This is a genomic window from Actinoplanes oblitus, assembly GCF_030252345.1.
Taxonomy (GTDB): domain Bacteria; phylum Actinomycetota; class Actinomycetes; order Mycobacteriales; family Micromonosporaceae; genus Actinoplanes; species Actinoplanes oblitus.
This window is the reverse complement of record NZ_CP126980.1, coordinates 4,293,724-4,312,026: the sequence shown is the minus strand read 5'-3', so window position 1 is coordinate 4,312,026 and position 18,303 is coordinate 4,293,724. Positions and strand designations below refer to the sequence as shown.

Here is an 18,303-nt window from a genome sequence, read left to right as displayed (position 1 = left end):
TACCCCTCATGACGATTCCCTTGACCGCCGCCCAGCGCGGCATCTGGTACGCCCGGCAACTGGCACCCGACAGCCGGATGCACACCATCGGCGAATACCTGGACATCACCGGTCCGATCCTGGCCGAGGTGTTCGAGGCCGCCCTGCGCCGCACCGTCGACGAGGCGGATTGCCTGACCGTCCGCTTCACCGCGACGCCCGACGGCGAGGTACTCCAGCAGACCGGCGCCGCGGCGCCGTGGCAGCTGGCGGTTCACGACCTCAGCGACGAGGCGGAGCCGTTCGAGGCCGCCCTGCGGTGGATGCGCGCCGACCTCGAACGGTCCTTCGAGCCGGAGGCGGGTCGACTGTTCCGGTACGCCCTGCTGCGGCTCTCCCCCGAGCGTCACCTGTGGTGGTCCAGCTATCACCACCTGGTTCTGGACGGTTTCGGGATGGGGCTGATCGCCCGCCGGGTGGCCGAGGTCTACACGGCGTTGCACGCGGGGGCCGAGGTGCCGGACAGCCCGTTCGGGCGGCTGTCCGATCTGGTGGCGCGCGACCAGGCGTACCAGCGATCGCCACGGCGCACGCGGGACCGGCAGTTCTGGGTCGACTACCTGCGGGACTGCCCGGAGCCGGCGGGCCTGGCCCACGCGCAGCCGGCGCCGGCCGACGGGGTGGTGCGCCGCTCCGGGTGGATCGATGCCGCGACCGCACGCCTGCTTGACGAGAGGGCCGGCGCCTGCGGGACGCGGTGGCCGCTGGTGGTCGTCGCCGCCTGGGCCGCCTATCTGCACCGGATGACCGGCGAGCGGGAGGTCGTCGTGGGGCTGCCCGCGGCCGCGCGCCGCGATCCGGCCGACCGGGTCACTCCGGCCATGGTGTCGAACCTACTGCCGCTACGGGTGCGGGTCGATGCCGATGCCCGCGTCACCGACCTCGTCGAGCAGGTCGCCACGCAGGCCCGCACGGTGCTCGCGCATCAGGACTACCGGGTCGAGGACATCCGCCGGGACCGGTCACCGGGCGGCGCCGGGCTGGTCGCCTCCCGGGCCAACGTCATGAGTTTCGAGTACGGGGTGAGCTTCGGCGGCGCCCCCGCGTACGCGGACAACCTGGCCGGTGGTTTTCCCGAGGATCTCGCGATGCTGGTCTGGGACCGGCGCGACGGCGAGAAGTACCGGGTGGACTTCGACGCCAACCCGCGGCTGTACTCCGTGCCGGACGTCGTGGGCCACCGGGACCGGTTCCTGGCCTTCCTGACCCGGTTCGCCGGTGCGGACCCGCAGGCCGTGCTGGCCCAGCTCGACCTGCTGACCGACGGCGACCGTGAGGCGACAGCACGCTGGGCCGACCCGGGCCCCGCCACCGGGCCGGCCACGCTCGCCGAGCTCTTCCGCGCGCGAGCCGCTCGCACGCCGCAGGCGGTCGCCCTGGTCGGCGACGACATCACGATGACCTATGCGCAGCTGGACGCGGAGGCCGACCGGATCGCCCGGTGGCTGCTGGCGCGAGGCGTGGGCGCGGAGGACCTGGTGGCGCTGGCGTTCCCCCGCTCGGTGCACTGGGTGACCGCCATGCTCGCCGTCGCCAGGACCGGCGCCGCCTATCTGCCTGTCGACCCGGGGTACCCGGCCGACCGCATCCGCTACATGCTCACCGACGCGCGGCCCGTACTGCTGCTGTCCACCGCGGAGACCGCGGCCGCCCTGCCGGGCACCGACGTCCCGGTGCTGACACTCGACAGCGCCGGCCCCGGCACGGCGCCGGGGAGGCCGGAACCGCCGCGGCCCGCCGGTGTCGACAACACCGCATACGTGATCTACACGTCCGGCTCCACCGGGCGGCCCAAGGGCGTCGCGGTCACCCACCGCGGCCTGGCCGGCCTGGCCGCCGCGCAGGGTGAGCGGCTGTGCGTGCGCCCGGGCGACCGGATGCTGCAGTTCGCGTCGCCGAGCTTCGACGCCGCCCAGTCGGACATCTGGGTGACCCTGCTGGCCGGCGCCACCCTGGTGACCCCCTCGGCCGAGCGCCTCACCGTCGGATCACCGCTGGCGGCGACCATCGCCGAGTGCGGTGTGACGCACCTGAAGCTGCCGCCGGCCGCCCTCGCCGTCCTGCCCGGCGACGCCCTCGACGGGGTCCGGGTCCTGGCGGTCGCCGGCGAGGCCGTACCGGAGAGCCTGGTCGCCAGGTGGCACACCGGCCGGCGCATGATCAACGTCTACGGGCCGACGGAGAACACCGTCACCGCGACGCTGAGCCGGCCACTGACGGCCGGCGGCCCGGTGCCGATCGGCACGCCCGTCTCCGGCACGCGGGCGTACGTCCTGGACACCCGGCTGCGGCCGGTGCCGCCGAACGCGGTGGGAGAGCTGTACCTGGCCGGGGCCGGACTGGCCCGCGGCTACCTGCGCCGGCCCGCACTGACCGCCGGACGGTTCGTGGCCTGTCCCTTCGGTGCGCCCGGAACCCGCATGTACCGCACCGGCGATCTGGTCCGCTGGACGTCGGACGGACGGCTGCTGTTCGCCGGCCGGGCCGATGACCAGGTGAAGCTGCGAGGCTTCCGGATCGAGCTCGGCGAGATCGAGGCCGTGCTCGGTGAGCACCCGCGGGTACGGCAGGCTGTCGCCGCGGTGCGTGAGGACCGTACGGGTGATCAGCGGCTGGTCGCCTATGTCGTCGGCGACGCCGAGCCCGCCGACGTGCGCGCTCATGCCGCGGCCGCGCTGCCCGCGCACATGGTGCCCGCCGCCGTCGTGGCAGTCGACCGGATGCCGCTGACCCCCAACGGCAAGCTCGACCGGCGGGCGCTTCCCGCCCCGGACTGGTCCGCCGCCGGCGCGCGGGCACGTGCTCCGCGCGATGCCCGCGAGGAGATCCTCTGCCGGCTCTTCGCGCGCCTGCTGGGCGTGCCCACGGTGGGGCCCGACGACGACTTCTTCGCGCTGGGCGGGCACTCGCTGCTGGCCACCCGGCTGCTGAGCCGGGTCCGTGCCGTGCTGCGCGCCGACCTGTCGCTGCGTGAGCTGTTCGCCGCGCCCACCCCCGCCCGGCTCGCCGAGGTGGTCGCGGGTTCCCGCCACGGTTCGCGACCGCCGCTGCGGCCGATGCCCCGGCCGGAGGCGCCGCCGCTGTCCGCGGCCCAGCAGCGGCTGTGGTTCCTGCACCGGATGCGGGGCCCGAGCGCGACCTACAACATGCCGTACGCGCTGCGGCTGACCGGCCCGCTCGACGTCGCGGCACTGCGGTCGGCGCTGGTCGACGTGGTGGACCGGCACGAGAGCCTGCGTACCGTGTTCGCCGCCCCCGACGGTGTCCCCCACCAAGTGGTCCTGCCGGCGAACCGGGCGACGGTCGAGGTGAGCCGGCCGGCCGGGGATCCGGGGCGCTGGCTGAGCCAGGCGGCGCACCGCCCGTTCGACCTGTCCCGGGACCTGCCGATCCGCGTCCACCTGGGCGTGCTGGGTACGGACGAGCACCTGCTGCTGGTGGTGCTGAACCACGTCGCGGCCGACGGCTGGTCCCTGGCCCCGCTGATGCGGGACCTGTCGGCCGCGTACACCGCCCGGCTGGGCGGCACCGCTCCCGCGTGGGCGCCGCTGCCCGTGCAGTACACCGACTACGCGCTGTGGCAGTCGCAAGTGCTGGGCACGGTCGACGACCCGGACAGCCTCGTGAGCCGGCAACTGGCCTTCTGGCGCGCGACCCTTGCCGGTGCGCCGCAGTATCTGGACCTGCCGACCGATCGGCCCTACCCGGCCGAACGGTCCGAGCGCGGCGGCCAGGTGCCGTTCACCGTTCCGGCGGATCTGCACCGCAACCTGCTGCGCCTGGCCCACGACCACGACGCGACCCTGTTCATGGTGCTGCACGCGGCGTTCGCCGTGCTGCTGCACCGCGTCGGTGCGGGCGACGACGTCGTCATCGGCACCCCGGTCGCCGGCCGTGCCGACGAGGACCTCGACGACCTGGTGGGCTTCTTCGTCAACACCCTGCCGTTGCGGACCGACCTGTCCGGCGACCCCGGCTTCGGCGCGCTGCTCGACCGGGTCCGTGATCACGACCTGGACGCCTTCGGCCACCAGGACCTGCCGTTCGACCGGCTGGTGGAAGCGCTGGCCACGGACCGCTCCACAGCCCGGCAGCCGCTGGTTCAGGTGATGCTGACGCTGCAGCACGCGGCCGATGCCGCGCTGAGCCTGCCGGGCGTGCACACCGTGGCGCAACCGGTGGACCTCGACGTCGCCAAGTTCGACCTGACCGCGAACCTCGTCGAGCGCGTCGACGCCGCCGGCCGGCCGGCCGGGCTCGACGGCCGTCTGGAGTACGCCGCCGACGTGCTTGAGCGGGAGACCGTCCAGGCGATGACCGAACGGCTGCTGCGGCTGCTGCGGCAGGTCGCCGCCGAACCGGACCACCGGATCGGCCGGCTCGACGTGCTCGCCCCCGCCGAACGGAAGCGGGTGCTGACCGGCTGGAACGACGCCGGCGCACCGGTGCCGGCCGGCACCGTGGCCGCGCTGTTCGCCGCGCAGGTGGCTCGTACCCCGGACGCGACGGCGGTGATCGGTGACGACGTGGTGCTCAGCTACGCCGAACTCGACGCCCGGGCGAACCGGCTGGCCCGGTGGCTGATCGCGGCGGGAGCCGGGCCCGAGGACATCGTCGCGCTGTCGTTCCCCCGTGGCCTGCAGTGGGTGACGGCGATGCTCGCGGTGGCCAAGGCCGGTGCGGCGTTCCTGCCGATCGACCCGGCCTACCCGGCCGGGCGGATCCGGTACATGGTCGAGGATGCCCGGCCACGGCTGGTGCTCACCGTGACCGCCACCGAGCACGACCTGCCGCCTCTCGCGGTACCCAGCACGGCGCTGGACGACGCCGAGGTCGCCGCCGCGCTGTCGGCGTGCCCGGACACGCCGCTCCCCTGCCCGGCCACGCCGGCCAACACCCTGTACGTCATCTACACCTCCGGCTCCACCGGCCGGCCCAAGGGCGTGGCGGTCAGCCACACCGGCATCGCCAGCCTGGCGGCGGCCAAGGCCGCCCGGTTCGGCATCGACGGCACCAGCCGCGTCCTGCAGTTCGCGTCGCCCAGCTTCGACGCGGCCATCTGGGACATCTGCCCGGCACTGCTGTCCGGTGCGGCGCTCGTGGTGCCGTCCGCCGAACGGCTCACCGTCGGCCCGGCCCTGACGGCGACGATCGCCGAGACCGGCGTGACGCACCTGACCATGCCGCCGGCGGCGCTCGCCGTGCTGGATGGCGACGCGCTGGCCGGTGTCCGGGCACTGGGTGTGGCCGGTGAGCCGCCCTCCGCCGAGGTCGTGGAGCGCTGGTCCGCCGGCCGGGCGATGTTCAACGCGTACGGGCCGACGGAGACCACGGTCTGCGCGACCGTCAGCCGTCCGCTGACGCCGCAGGACCGGCCCGCGCCGATCGGCGGGCCGATCGCCAACACCCGGGTGTACGTGCTGGACGCCCGCCTCGCGCCGGTGCCACCGGGGGTGCCCGGTGAGCTGTACGTGGCCGGCGCCGGACTGGCCCGCGGCTACCTGCGCCGGCCCGCTCTGACCGCCGGACGGTTCGTGGCGTGCCCGTGGGGCGCCGCCGGTGAGCGGATGTATCGAACAGGTGACCTGGTGAAGTGGACCGGGGACGGGCAATTGCTGTTCCTGGGCCGCACCGACGACCAGATCAAGATCCGCGGGTTCCGCATCGAACCGGGTGAGGTCACCCGGGCTGTCGCCGACCAGCCCGACGTGCGGCAGGCGGTCGTGGTGGCCCGCGAGGACCGTCCCGGCGAGAAGGCCCTGGTGGCCTACGTGACCGCGGCCGCCGGCCGGACCCTCGACCCGCGGGCCCTGCGGGAGCGGCTGGCCGGGGAGTTGCCCGAGTACATGGTTCCGGCGGTCGTGGTTCTCGACGCCGTGCCGGTGACCAGCAACGGCAAGATCGACAAGGACGCGCTGCCCGCGCCGAGCACCGTCGCCGCACCCGGCCGCGCGCCCCGCGACGCCCGCGAGGGCGTGTTGTGTGCACTCTTCGCCGAGCTGCTGGGCGTACCCCAGGTCGGCATCGACGACGACTTCTTCCAGCTGGGCGGCCACTCGCTGCTGGCCACCCGGCTGATCAGCCGGATCCGCGCCGCGCTCCAGGCCGACCTGACCATCCGTGACCTGTTCGCCGCCCGCACCCCCGCCCGGATCGGCGAACGGCTGACGACTGCCCGTCCCGCCCGGCCGGCCCTGCGCCGCAGGGCGACGAAGACCAACTGACGACTGCCCGTCCCGCCTCGCCGGCTGCGCGCCGCGGGGCGAAGAAAGAGGACGCTCATGACCACCCTGTCCTATGCCCAGCAACGGCTGTGGTTCCTGAACCAGCTCGAGGGCGGCGGCGCCACCTACAACATGCCGTTAGCGCTGCGGCTGACCGGGGAGCTGGACGTCGCCGCCCTCGGCGCCGCGCTGCGCGACCTGATCACCCGCCACGAGAGCCTGCGCACCGTCTTCCCGGCCGACGACGGCGTCCCCGTCCAGCGGGTACTGGACCCCGCCGCGGTACCGGTGGACCTGACCGTGCGGGACACCGCGGGCCCGGATCTGCCCGGGGTGCTGGCGCGAGAAGGCCGCAGCTCCTTCGATCTGGCCGTCGACCCGCCCATCCGGATCCGGCTGTACGCGGCCGGGCCAGGCGAGCACGTCCTGCTGCTCGTGCTGCACCACATCGCCGGTGACGGCTGGTCGGTCGGGCCGCTGACGCGTGACCTGTCCGAGGCGTACGCGGCGCGGCGGGCCGGACAGTCGCCCGGCTGGGACGAGCTTCCGGTGCAGTACACCGACTACAGCCTGTGGCAGCGGGAACTGCTCGGCGAGGAGCACGGCATCCTGGCCGAGCAGTTGGACTACTGGCGTACGGCTCTGGCCGGGCTGCCCGCGGAGATCGAGCTGCCGCTCGACCGCCGCCATCCGGCGGTGCCGTCGCACCGGGGCGGCCGGGTCGCCCTGACCGTCCCGGCCGAACGGCACCGCGACCTGCTGCGGCTGGCCACGCAGACCGACAGCACCCTGTTCATGGTGCTGCATGCCACGGTCACGGCGCTGTTGCACCGGCTCGGCGCCGGCGACGACATCCCGATCGGCACCGCGGTTGCCGGCCGTACCGACGAGGCCCTGGAAGATCTGGTCGGCTTCTTCGTCAACACCCTGGTGCTGCGCACCGACGTCTCCGGCGAGCCGACGTTCCGTGAGCTGCTGGCGCGGGTCCGGGAGACCGCCCTGGGCGCCTTCGCCCACCAGGACGTCCCGTTCGACCTGCTGGTCGAGGAGCTGGCCCCGGTCCGGACCCCGGGCCGCACGCCGCTGTTCCAGGTGATGGTGCTGCTGCAGAACAACGCCGGCGCCCAGCTCGACCTGCCCGGGCTGCGGGTGCGCACGGAGCCGGTCGGCTCGAACGTCGCGAAGTTCGACCTGACCGTCAACGTCGAGGAGCAGTTCGACGCGTCCGGCCGCCCGGCCGGACTGCGGGTGCTGCTGGAGTACGCCGACGACGTGTTCGACCGGGCGACGGTGCGGGCGCTGGCCGGCCGGCTGGGCCGGGTGATGGCCGCGGTCGCCGCCGAACCGGACCGGCGGATCGGCCGGATCGACCTGCTCACCGCCGCCGAGCGTGACCTCGTGCTGGCGAGCTGGAACGATACCGGTACGCCGCTGCCCGCCCGTACCCTGCCGGCGATGTTCGCCGCCCAGGTGGAACGGACTCCGGACGCGACAGCGGTCATCGGCGACGACGTCCGGTGGACATACGGTGAACTCGACGCCCGCGCGAACGTGCTGGCCCGCTGGCTGATCGGCCGGGGTGTGGGGCCTGAGGACATCGTGGCGCTGTCGTTCCCCCGCTCGGTGCACTGGGTCGTCGCCCAGCTGGCGGTGGCCAAGGCCGGGGCGGCGTTCCTGCCGATCGACCCGTCGTACCCGCCCGACCGGATCCGGTACATGCTCGACGACGCCCGGCCGTCGCTGCTGCTCACCGTCGCGGGCACACGATCCGCGCTTGATCTGCCCGGTATCGCCCCGACCCTGCTGGACTCGGACGTGACCGTACGGGCGCTCTCGGCGCTGCCGGCCACCCCGGTCACCGACGCCGAACGGAGCCGGCCGCTCACGCCGGCGAGCACCGCGTACGTCATCTACACCTCGGGTTCCACCGGCCGGCCGAAGGGTGTCGTGGTCAGCCATGCCGGCCTGGCCAGCCTCGTGCATGCCCTGACCGACCGGTACGGTATCGACGCCGGCAGCCGGGTCCTGCAGTTCGCGTCGCCCAGCTTCGACGCGGCGGTCGCGGACGTCTGCCCGGCGCTGCTGTCCGGTGCCGCGCTGGTGGTTCCGTCGGCGCAGCGGCTGACCGTCGGTGCCGCGCTGGCGGCGACGATCGCCGAGACCGGGGTCACGCATGTGACGATGCCGCCGGCCGCGCTGGCGGTGCTCGCCGACGAGGCGCTCGCCGGTGTCCGCACGCTGGTGGTGGCGGGTGAGGCCCCGTCCGCCGAGGTGGTGGACCGCTGGTCGGCCCGGCTCCGGATGATCAACTGTTACGGCCCGACGGAGAACACCGTCGTGGCCACCAACAGCCACCCGCTGGTCCCGGGATCCGGTCCGGCGCCGATCGGCGGGCCGATCGCCAACACCCGGACGTACGTGCTGGACGGCAAGCTGCAGCCCGTGCCGCCCGGTACGGCCGGCGAGCTGTACCTGGCGGGTACCGCTCTGGCCCGCGGTTATCTGGGCCGGCCGGGCCTGACCGCGCAACGGTTCGTGGCCTGCCCGTGGGGCCCGCCGGGCGAGCGGATGTACCGCACCGGCGACCTCGTCAGATGGGGCGCCGACGGACAGCTGATCTTCCTGGGCCGCACCGACGACCAGGTCAAGATCCGCGGCTTCCGGATCGAGCTGGGCGAGGTCACCAAGATCGTCGCCGGTCACCCCGGCGTAGCGCAGGTGGTGGTCCTGGCCCGCGAGGACCGACCGGGCGACAAACGCCTGGTCGCCTACGTGACCCCGATCGACGGCCACCACCTCGACCCGGCCGATGTCCGGGCGCACGCCGCCACCGAACTACCGGAATTCATGATCCCGGCGGTGGTCGTGCTGGACACCATGCCACTCACCACCAACCGCAAGATCGACAAGGCGGCACTGCCCGCTCCCGACCAGCTCGTCACGCTCGGCCGCGCGCCGCGCACCCCGGCCGAGCAGATCCTGTGCGGCCTGTTCGCCGAGATCCTCGAGGTGGCGGCGGTCGGCGCGGACGACGACTTCTTCGCCCTGGGCGGACACTCGCTGCTCGCCACCCGGCTCGTGTCACGCGCCCGGGCCGCGCTCGGCGTCGAACTACCGGTCCGTGAGGTGTTCGCCGCTCCCACCCCCGCGCGCCTCGCGGCGGTCGCCGAGGCCGCTGCCGGCACCGCCCGCCCCGGCCTGCGGCCGATGCCGCTGCCCGACCCGCTGCCGCTGTCGGCGGCCCAGCGACGGCTGTGGTTCCTCAACCAGCTCGAGGGGCCGAACGCCACCTACAACGTGCCGTACGCGCTGCGCCTCACCGGCGACGTCGACGCCGGCGCACTGCGGGCCGCTCTGCGTGACGTGGTCGTCAGGCACGAGAGCCTGCGGACCGTCTTCCCCGCGACCGGCGGCGAACCGCGCCAGGTGATCCTGGACCCGGCCGACGTCACGGTGCGGCTGACCGAGAAGCAGATCACCGACGCCGCCCTGCGCCGGGAACTCGCCCACGCGGCGGGTGTGCGCTTCGACCTGTCGCAGCAGCCACCGCTGCGGGCCTGGCTGTGGCATCTGGGCCCGGCAGAGCATGTGTTCGTCCTGGTCATCCACCACATCGCCGCGGACGGCTGGTCCACGGCGCCGCTGCTGCGGGACCTGTCCAGCGCGTACGCGGCCCGCCTCACCGGGACCGAACCCGGCTGGGCGCCGCTGCCGGTCAGCTACGCCGACTACACCGTCTGGCAGCGGGAGCTGCTGGGCGGCGACAAGGACCCCGACAGCCTGCTCAGCCGGCAGCTGCGGTACTGGAAGCAGGCGCTCGCCGGCGTACCCACCGAACTTGATCTGCCGTTCGACCGGCCGCACCCGGCCGTCGCCTCGCACCAGGGCGGACACATCGGCCTGCACCTCGACGCGGACGTGCACCGGGCACTGCTGCGGGTCGCCAGGCGCAGCGACACCACGCTGCACATGGTGTTGCAGGCCGCGTTCGCGATCCTGCTGCACCGCGCCGGCGCCGGCGACGACCTCCCGATCGGCGTCGCGGTGGCCGGGCGTACCGACGAGGCACTCGACGACCTGGTCGGTTTCTTCGTCAACACTCTCGTGCTGCGCGCCGACCTCACCGGTACGCCCGTTTTCACCGAACTGCTGGCCCGGGTACGGGAGACGGCGCTGAACGCCTACGCCCACCAGGACGTGCCGTTCGACCGGGTGGTGGAGGAACTGGCCCCGGCGCGATCGGCCGGCCGATCCCCGCTGGTCCAGGTGCTGCTGACGGTGCGGAACACCGCACACGCCGACCTCGATTTCGCCGGCCTGGGCGTGCGACCCGAATCGATAAGCCTCAACGTGGCCAAGTTCGACCTGCTCGCCAGCTTCGTCGAGCACGGCACCGGCACCGAACCGGCGGGGCTGACCGGTGCGCTGGAGTACGCCGCCGACGTCTTCGACCGGTCCACCGCCCAAGCCCTCGCCGATCGGCTGACCCTGATCCTGCGGACCGTCGCGGCCGATCCGCACACCCGGCTGGACCGGATCGGCGCCCCGGCCCCGGACGAGTACCGGCGGATGCTCGCCGCCGGCGACCGGACCTCGTCACCACCTGCGGCCGGCACCGTGCCACAGCTGTTCGCCGCCCGGGCCGCGCGGACACCGGACGCCCCCGCGCTGTGGGCGGACGGCACGACCATGACGTACGCCGAACTGGACGCCCGCGCCAACCGGCTGGCCCACCGGCTGATCACCGCCGGGACCGGTCCCGAGGTACCGGTCGCCGTGCTGATGGACCGTTCTGTCGACCTGGTGGTGGCGCTGCTGGCGGTCCTCAAAGCCGGTGGCGCCTACGTGCCGCTGCTGCCGAGCTACCCCGCGGACCGGCTGAGCTGGATCGTCGCCCAGGCCGGGGCGACCGTCCTGCTGGTCGGCCACGACGCGGCCGCCACCGGCTTCGAGCACGGCGCCTCGGTGCTCGTGCACACCGACGGGCCCGGACCCGACCATGCCCCGGACATCCGGGTGCACCCGGACAACCTGGGCTACGTCATGTACACCTCCGGCTCCACCGGCCGGCCCAAGGGCGTGGCAGTCCGGCACCGCGACATCGTGGCACTGGCCGCCGACCACCGCTGGACGGGTGGCGCCCACGACCGGGTCCTATGCCGGTCCCCGCACGCGTTCGACGCCTGCACCTACGAGCTGTGGGTGCCGCTGCTGCGCGGCGGGACCGTGGTGCTGGCCCCACCCGGCGAACCGGATCCGCGCACGCTCGCCCGTACCGTCGCCGACGGCCGGGCCACCGCCGCGTTCCTCACCACCGCACTGTTCAACCTGATGGTGCAGGAAGGAGTCGAACACCTGGCCGGGCTGCGTGAGGTCCTCACCGGCGGCGAGGCCGCGAGCCCCGACGCGATGCGCCGTTTCCTGAAGAACTGCCCCGACACCGTCCTGAGCCACGTGTACGGGCCGACCGAGGCGACCACCTTCGCCACCGCGTATCCCATGACGGACGCCGCGGCGCTGCCCGGCGCCGACGTACCGATCGGTGACCCACTGGACGGCATGCGGGCGTACGTGTTCGACAGGCACCTGCAACCGGTGCCGGCCGGCGTCACCGGCGAGCTCTACCTGGCGGGGGCGGGCCTGGCCCGCGGCTACGCCGGGCGTCCCGACCTGACCGCCGAACGGTTCGTCGCCGATCCCACCGGGCGCACCGGCGAACGGATGTACCGCACGGGTGATCTGGTGCGGTGGAACACCGATGGGCAGTTGGTCTTCGTGGGCCGCGCCGACGGCCAGATCAAGCTGCGCGGTTTCCGCATCGAACTCGGCGAGATCGAGGCTGTCCTGGCCGCCCACCACGACGTCGGCCAGACGGTCGTCGTGGTGCGCGAGGACCGGCCCGGCGACCGGCGGCTGGTCGGCTACGTCACCCCGGGACGCGCCGGCCGGCCGGTCAGCGCCACCGAGGTGCGCGCCTACGCCACCGCCCACCTGCCGGAGTTCATGGTGCCTGCGGTGGTGGTGCCGCTGGACGCACTGCCGCTGACCACCAACGGCAAGGTGGACCGCGCGGCACTGCCAGTGCCGGACCTGGCCGCGTTCGGGGGCGCCGGCCGGGCCCCGCGCGACGAGACCGAGGAGATCATCTGCGGGCTGTTCGCCGATCTGCTCGGCGTACCGGCGGTCGGCATCGACGACGACTTCTTCAGCCTGGGCGGGCACTCCCTGCTGGCGGTGCGGCTGACGTCACGGGTCCGGACCGCGCTCGGCGCCGAACTGGCGGTCCGCGACGTGTTCGCCGCCGCCACCCCGGCCCGCCTCGCATCCCTGGTGGCCTCCGCCCGCGGCGCGACGCGTCCGCCGCTGGCCGCCTCGGCCCGGCCCGCACGGCCGCCGCTGGCGCCCGCGCAACGGCGGTTGTGGTTCCTGCACCAGCTGGAACAGCCGAGCGCCACCTACAACATGCCGGTGGTACTGCGCCTGGACGGCGTGCTGGATCACGCGGCGCTGCGGAGCGCCCTCGACGACCTGACGGCACGGCACGAGACGCTGCGCACCGTGTTCGCCGAGGACGGCGGCGCGCCGTACCAGCGGGTACTCGATCCGGCGAAGGGCCGGATGCCCATGGCGACGGTCCGTGTCGACCCGGCCGGTCTGCCGGCGGCTCTGGCCGGCGTCACCGGCCACCGCTTCGACCTGGCCACCGAGACTCCCGCCCGGGCATGGCTGTTCGAGCTGGGACCGCGCGAGCACGTGCTTGCCGTGGTGCTGCACCACATCGCCGCGGACGGCTGGTCGATGGCCCCGCTGCTGCGCGATCTCGGCCAGGCCTACACCACCCGCGCGCTCGGGCGGACGGCGGACCGGGCCGCCCTGCCGGTGCAGTACGTCGACTACACCCTCTGGCAGGACGCGCTGCTCGGCGCCCCCGACGACCCGGGCAGCCTGATCAGCGACCAGACCGAGTACTGGCGCAAGGCCCTCGCCGGCGCACCCGACGAGCTGGCGCTGCCCACCGACCGGCCACGTCCGGCCGTGCGCTCGCACCGGGGCGGGCACGTGCCGTTCACCCTGGAACCCCGGGTGCATCGGGCGCTGGCCGAGCTGGCCCGGCATCGTGACGCGACACCGCACATGGTGTTGCACGCCGCGTTCGCCGTGTTGCTGCACCGCCTCGGGGCGGGCGACGACCTGCCGATCGGCGCACCGGTCGCCGGTCGCGCCGACGAGGCGCTCGACGATCTGGTCGGCTTCTTCGTCAACACCGTGGTCCTGCGCGCCGACCTGTCCGGGGACCCCACCTTCGCCGATCTTCTGACCCGGGTACGGGAGACGGCCCTGGACGCCTACGCCCACGCCGACGTGCCGTTCGACCACCTGGTGGAGCGCCTCGCCCCGAACCGGTCCCTGGCGCGGCAGCCGCTGTTCCAGGTGATGTGCGTGCTACAGAACAACGCGGCCGGCGACCACGACTTCGGCGGCCTGCGGGTACGCCTGGAAGCGGCCGGCCCGCCGGTCGCCAAGTTCGACCTGACCGCCATGTTCGCCGAGCGGACCGGCGAGCAGGGGGAACCGGCCGGGATCAGTGGCGTGCTGGAGTACGCCGCCGACCTGTTCGACCCCGCGAGCGCCGCGAGGCTGGCCGACCGGCTGGTCACCGTGATCGAGGCGGTCGTGGCCGAACCGGAGCGCCGGATCGGCCAGGTGCGGGTGCTCACCGCGGCCGAGCGCGAGCAGGTGCTGGTGACCTGGAACGACCGTCACGCACCGGTACGCCGGGGCACCGTCGGCGAGCTGTTCGCCGCCCAGGTAGCGCGCACCCCGAACGCGACGGCGCTGATCGGCGACGACGTCACCCTGACGTACGCCGAACTCGACGCGCGCTCCGACGCCCTGGCCCGCTGGCTGATCGGCCGGGGAGCCGGGCCGGAGGACATCGTGGCGCTGTCCTTCCCCCGCTCGGTGCACTGGGTCGTCGCCATGCTGGCGGTCACGAAGGCCGGTGCGGCGTTCCTGCCCATCGACCCGGCCTACCCGGACAGCCGCATCCGCTACATGATCGGCGACGCGCGGCCGGTGCTGCTGTGGACGGTGGCCGAGACAGCGGCGGACCTGCCCGGCCTCGACGTGCCGGTGGTGCCGCTGGACTCCGCCGAGTTCGGCGAACAGGTCGCGGCACTGCCGGACGGCCCGGTCGTCTCGTCGGCGGGCCTGGCGAACACCGCCTACGTCATCTACACCTCCGGCTCCACCGGCCGGCCCAAGGGTGTCGTCGTCAGTCACGCCGGCATCGCCAGCCTCGCGGCGACCGCCAACGGCCTCTACGGCACCGGCCCGCAGAGCCGCGTCCTGCAGTTCGTCTCGCCCAGCTTCGACGCGTTCGTCCACGACGTCTGTCCGGCGCTGTTCTGCGGTGCGACGCTGGTGATGCCGTCCGCCGAACGGCTCACGGTGGGCACGCCGCTGGCCACCACGATCGCCGAGACCGGCGTGACCCAGGTGACCCTGCCACCAGCCGCCCTGGCCATGCTGCCGGCCGGTTCGCTGGCCGGTGTCGAGGCGCTGGTGGCCGCCGGGGAGACGGCGAGCGCCGAGGTGGTGGACCGGTGGTCGGCCGGGCGACGGCTGTACAACGCGTACGGCCCGACCGAGACCACGGTGTGTGCGGCGATCAGCACGCCGGTGCCGGCCGGGGTGTGGCCCCCGCCGATCGGCGCACCGGTGCTCAACAACCGGGCGTACGTGCTGGACGCCCGGTTGTCTCCGGTGGCGCCCGGCGCGACCGGCGAGCTGTACATGGCCGGTGAGGGTGTGGCCCGCGGTTACCTGGGCCGGCCGGGCCTGACCGCGCAACGGTTCGTGGCCTGCCCGTGGGGCCCGCCGGGCGAGCGGATGTACCGCACCGGCGACCTCGTCAGATGGGGCGCCGACGGACAGCTGATCTTCCTGGGCCGCACCGACGACCAGGTCAAGATCCGCGGCTTCCGGATCGAGCTGGGCGAGGTCACCAAGATCGTCGCCGGTCACCCCGGCGTAGCGCAGGTGGTGGTCCTGGCCCGCGAGGACCGACCGGGCGACAAACGCCTGGTCGCCTACGTGACCCCGGCCGACGGCCACCACCTCGACCCGGCCGGCGTGCGGGCGCACGCCGCCACCGAACTACCGGAATTCATGATCCCGGCGGTGGTCGTGCTGGACACGATGCCACTCACCACCAACGGCAAGATCGACAAGGCGGCGCTGCCCGCGCCGAACCTCGACGTCCGGCCGGGCCGGGCCGCACGCGACGTCCGCGAGGAAACCCTGTGCCGGCTGTTCGCGGACACCCTCGGCGTACCCGAGGTCGGCATCGACGACGACTTCTTCGCCCTGGGTGGGCACTCCCTGCTGGCGACCCGCCTCGCGGCACGGATCCGGGACACGATCACCGAACAGGTTTCGGTACGCGACGTCTTCCAGAGCCGCACGGTCGCCGCGCTGGCCCAGACGCTCACCGGCGTCACCCACTCGGCGGGGGCCACCCTGACCGCCGACGCCCACCTCGACGCCGCGATCGTCGTCGGGGCCGGCGGGCCGCGCCACCGGGCGCAACCGCGGCGGATCCTGCTCACCGGCGCCACCGGGTTCCTGGGCGCGTTCCTGCTCGCCGAACTGCTCCGGGTTCACCCGGGCGCCCGGATCGACTGCCTCGTCCGGGCCGGCGACGAGGCCTCGGCCATGAAGCGGATCGAGAGCAGCCTGCGACGCTACCTGCTGTGGGACGGCGCGGACCGCGCACGGATCGTCGCGGTCCCCGGCGACCTCGAAGAACCGCGGCTCGGGCTGAGCCGGGAGGGATTCGACGAGCTGGCCGCGTCGGTGGACGTCGTCTACCACAACGGCGCCCGCGTGCACCTGGCCGACCCGTACCAGCGGATGCGGACCGCCAACGTCCACGCCACCACCGACGTCATCCGCCTGGCCGCACACCGCGGCGTCCCGCTGCACTACGTGTCCACGACCAGCGTCCTCTACTCCACCTGCGACACCCCGTCGCTGCTCACCGAGGACCGGCACGTGCCCGCGGAACAGGTGCCGGCCAACGGCTACATCCAGACCAAGTGGGTGGCCGAGGAGCTCGTCCGCGAGGCCGGCCGGCGTGGCCTGCCCGTGGCGATCTACCGGCCCAGCCGGATCAGCGGCGCGACGGCGACCGGGGCGACCGGCGACGGCGACGCCTTCTGGAACATGGTCCGCGCCTGCGTGGAGCTCGGCGCCGCGCCCGACCGGGGGCGGCTCGCCGACGTCGACCTGGTGCCGGTGGACTACGTGGCCGCCGCCCTGGTGCGGCTGTCGCGCACCGTCGCCCTCGACGGAACGGCATACCACCTGGTGAACCCGGTCCACACGCGGCCGGCGGACGTGTTCGCGGCGGTTCGGGCCGCCGGGCATCCGCTCCGCGGCCTGTCCGGCGCCGAGTGGGTCGCCGAGCTGACCGCCGCGGCCCGCACGGCTGCTCCCGGCAGTTCGATACCGGGGGTGGCGCTGTTGCACGGCGGCACCTCCGGTGAATCGCTGGGCACCGAACCGCGATTCGACAACAGCAACACCCCGCGGGGCCTCGCCGGCTCCGGCATCCACTGTCCCATCGTCGGCCCCGGCACCCTGCGGCGCTACGTGCGCTTCTTCGCGTCGACCGGCTTCCTGCCCGAGGAGCGTTCATGAGTCAGCCGTTGGTCCTGCGCAACCAGGCGTTCGCCCGGGTGTGGGCGGCACAGATCTGCAGCCAGGTCGCCGGCCGGATGTTCCAGGCAGGCGTCGTCTGGTGGGTGGTCAGCGAGGTGGCCGAGTCGGTTCGCGGCCGGGCCACCGGGCCGTTCATGATGCTGGCGTCGTTGCCGGCCGTGCTGCTCATCCCGGTGGTGGCCCGGACCCTGGCCCGCTACACCAGCCGGGGCGTGATGCGTACGGCTGAACTCGCCGCTGCGGCCGTCACGCTGGTCCTGCTGGTGTGGGCGCTGCTGACGGAACTGCCGATGGCGGCGCCCTACCCGGCGGTGTTCCTGCTGGCCGTCACGCAGTGCTTCTTCAACCCGTGCCTGACCAAGTCCGTGCCCGAACTGGTCGACGCCCGGGACATCCAGCACGCCACGTCGTTCGAGATGTCCACCCAGTCCATCGCCGGCCTGGTCGGGGCGGTAGCCGGGCCGTACCTGATCCACCTCGGCGGGCCGGCCCCGCTGGTGGCGGCCTGTTCCGGGGCGTTCCTGCTGTCGGCGCTGCTGATCCACGTCGCCGGCTTCCGGACCGCGGAGGCGCCCCGGCCGTCCGCGCCGAGCGGTCCCGCGCCGGCCCAGCGCAAGCTGCGCGCCGTACTGGCTGATCTGCCGTTCGTCCGTACCGTGCTGATCTGCTTCGCCGCGGCGAACCTGTTCGCCACCGCCGGCGCGGTGATCTATCCGCTGTACGTCCGGGGCGTGTTCGGTGACGACCCCGGTGTCCTGGTGCTGTTCCAGACGGCCATCGGGATCGGCATGCTCGTCGGCTCGTTCTCCGGCCCGCATGTCCCCGGCCGGCCGACGGCCCTCGGCCCGCTGTGTCTGCTCGGGATCGCGGCCGGCCTGACCGTGCCGGGCCTGGTTACCGGCCGGATCATGACATCGGTGGCACTGCTGGGGGTCGGCTGGTGTGCCGGGGTGCTCGGCGTGAAGTTTGTGACCCTGTTCCAGCGAACCGTGCCGGCAGCCGACAAGCCGGTCTTCTTCGCCGCCATGCAAGCGCTGATGACGGCGACGTTCCCGGTGGCGTCGATCGCCTTCGGATTCCTCGCCGACCTCGTCGAGCCGCGGACGCTCTGCCTCGCCCAGGGTGTCGGGCTGCTCCCCGCAGCCCTGGCCCTGCTGGCGGTACGCGACCGGGAGCCGGTACCGGTGAGCTGAGCCCTGGGCCCGGGCCGGGCGTCACGCGCCCGGCCCGGCCTCGACGGCGAACATGTGCCCGTGCAGCGACCACGCCTCGGCGCCGGCTCTCGCCACCGTACGCCGGATGACCATCTCCCGTT

3 protein-coding genes are annotated in these 18,303 nt (G+C 73.7%); all 3 read left to right on the top strand.

All coding sequences use genetic code 11. From position 1 onward, the window contains the following. The first annotated feature begins 8 nt into the window (after positions 1-8). From Actob_RS19365 to Actob_RS19355, 3 genes are read left to right on the top strand one after another with little or no spacing between them, the layout of a single operon-like run. Positions 9-6,263 carry a non-ribosomal peptide synthetase gene (locus tag Actob_RS19365; protein WP_284921668.1) on the top strand — a complete coding sequence of 2,085 codons (6,255 nt, stop codon included), beginning with the start codon at positions 9-11 and terminating at the stop codon, positions 6,261-6,263. Between the two features lie 57 nt (positions 6,264-6,320). Continuing rightward, positions 6,321-16,967 (top strand): non-ribosomal peptide synthetase, encoded by a 10,647-nt coding sequence (locus Actob_RS19360; RefSeq protein ID WP_284921666.1) that lies wholly within the window; start codon positions 6,321-6,323, stop codon positions 16,965-16,967. Then, positions 16,964-18,181 (top strand): MFS transporter, encoded by a 1,218-nt coding sequence (locus tag Actob_RS19355; protein ID WP_284921665.1) that lies wholly within the window; start codon positions 16,964-16,966, stop codon positions 18,179-18,181. The genes Actob_RS19360 and Actob_RS19355 overlap by 4 nt, the downstream gene beginning before the upstream one ends. Positions 18,182-18,303: the final 122 nt, after the last annotated feature.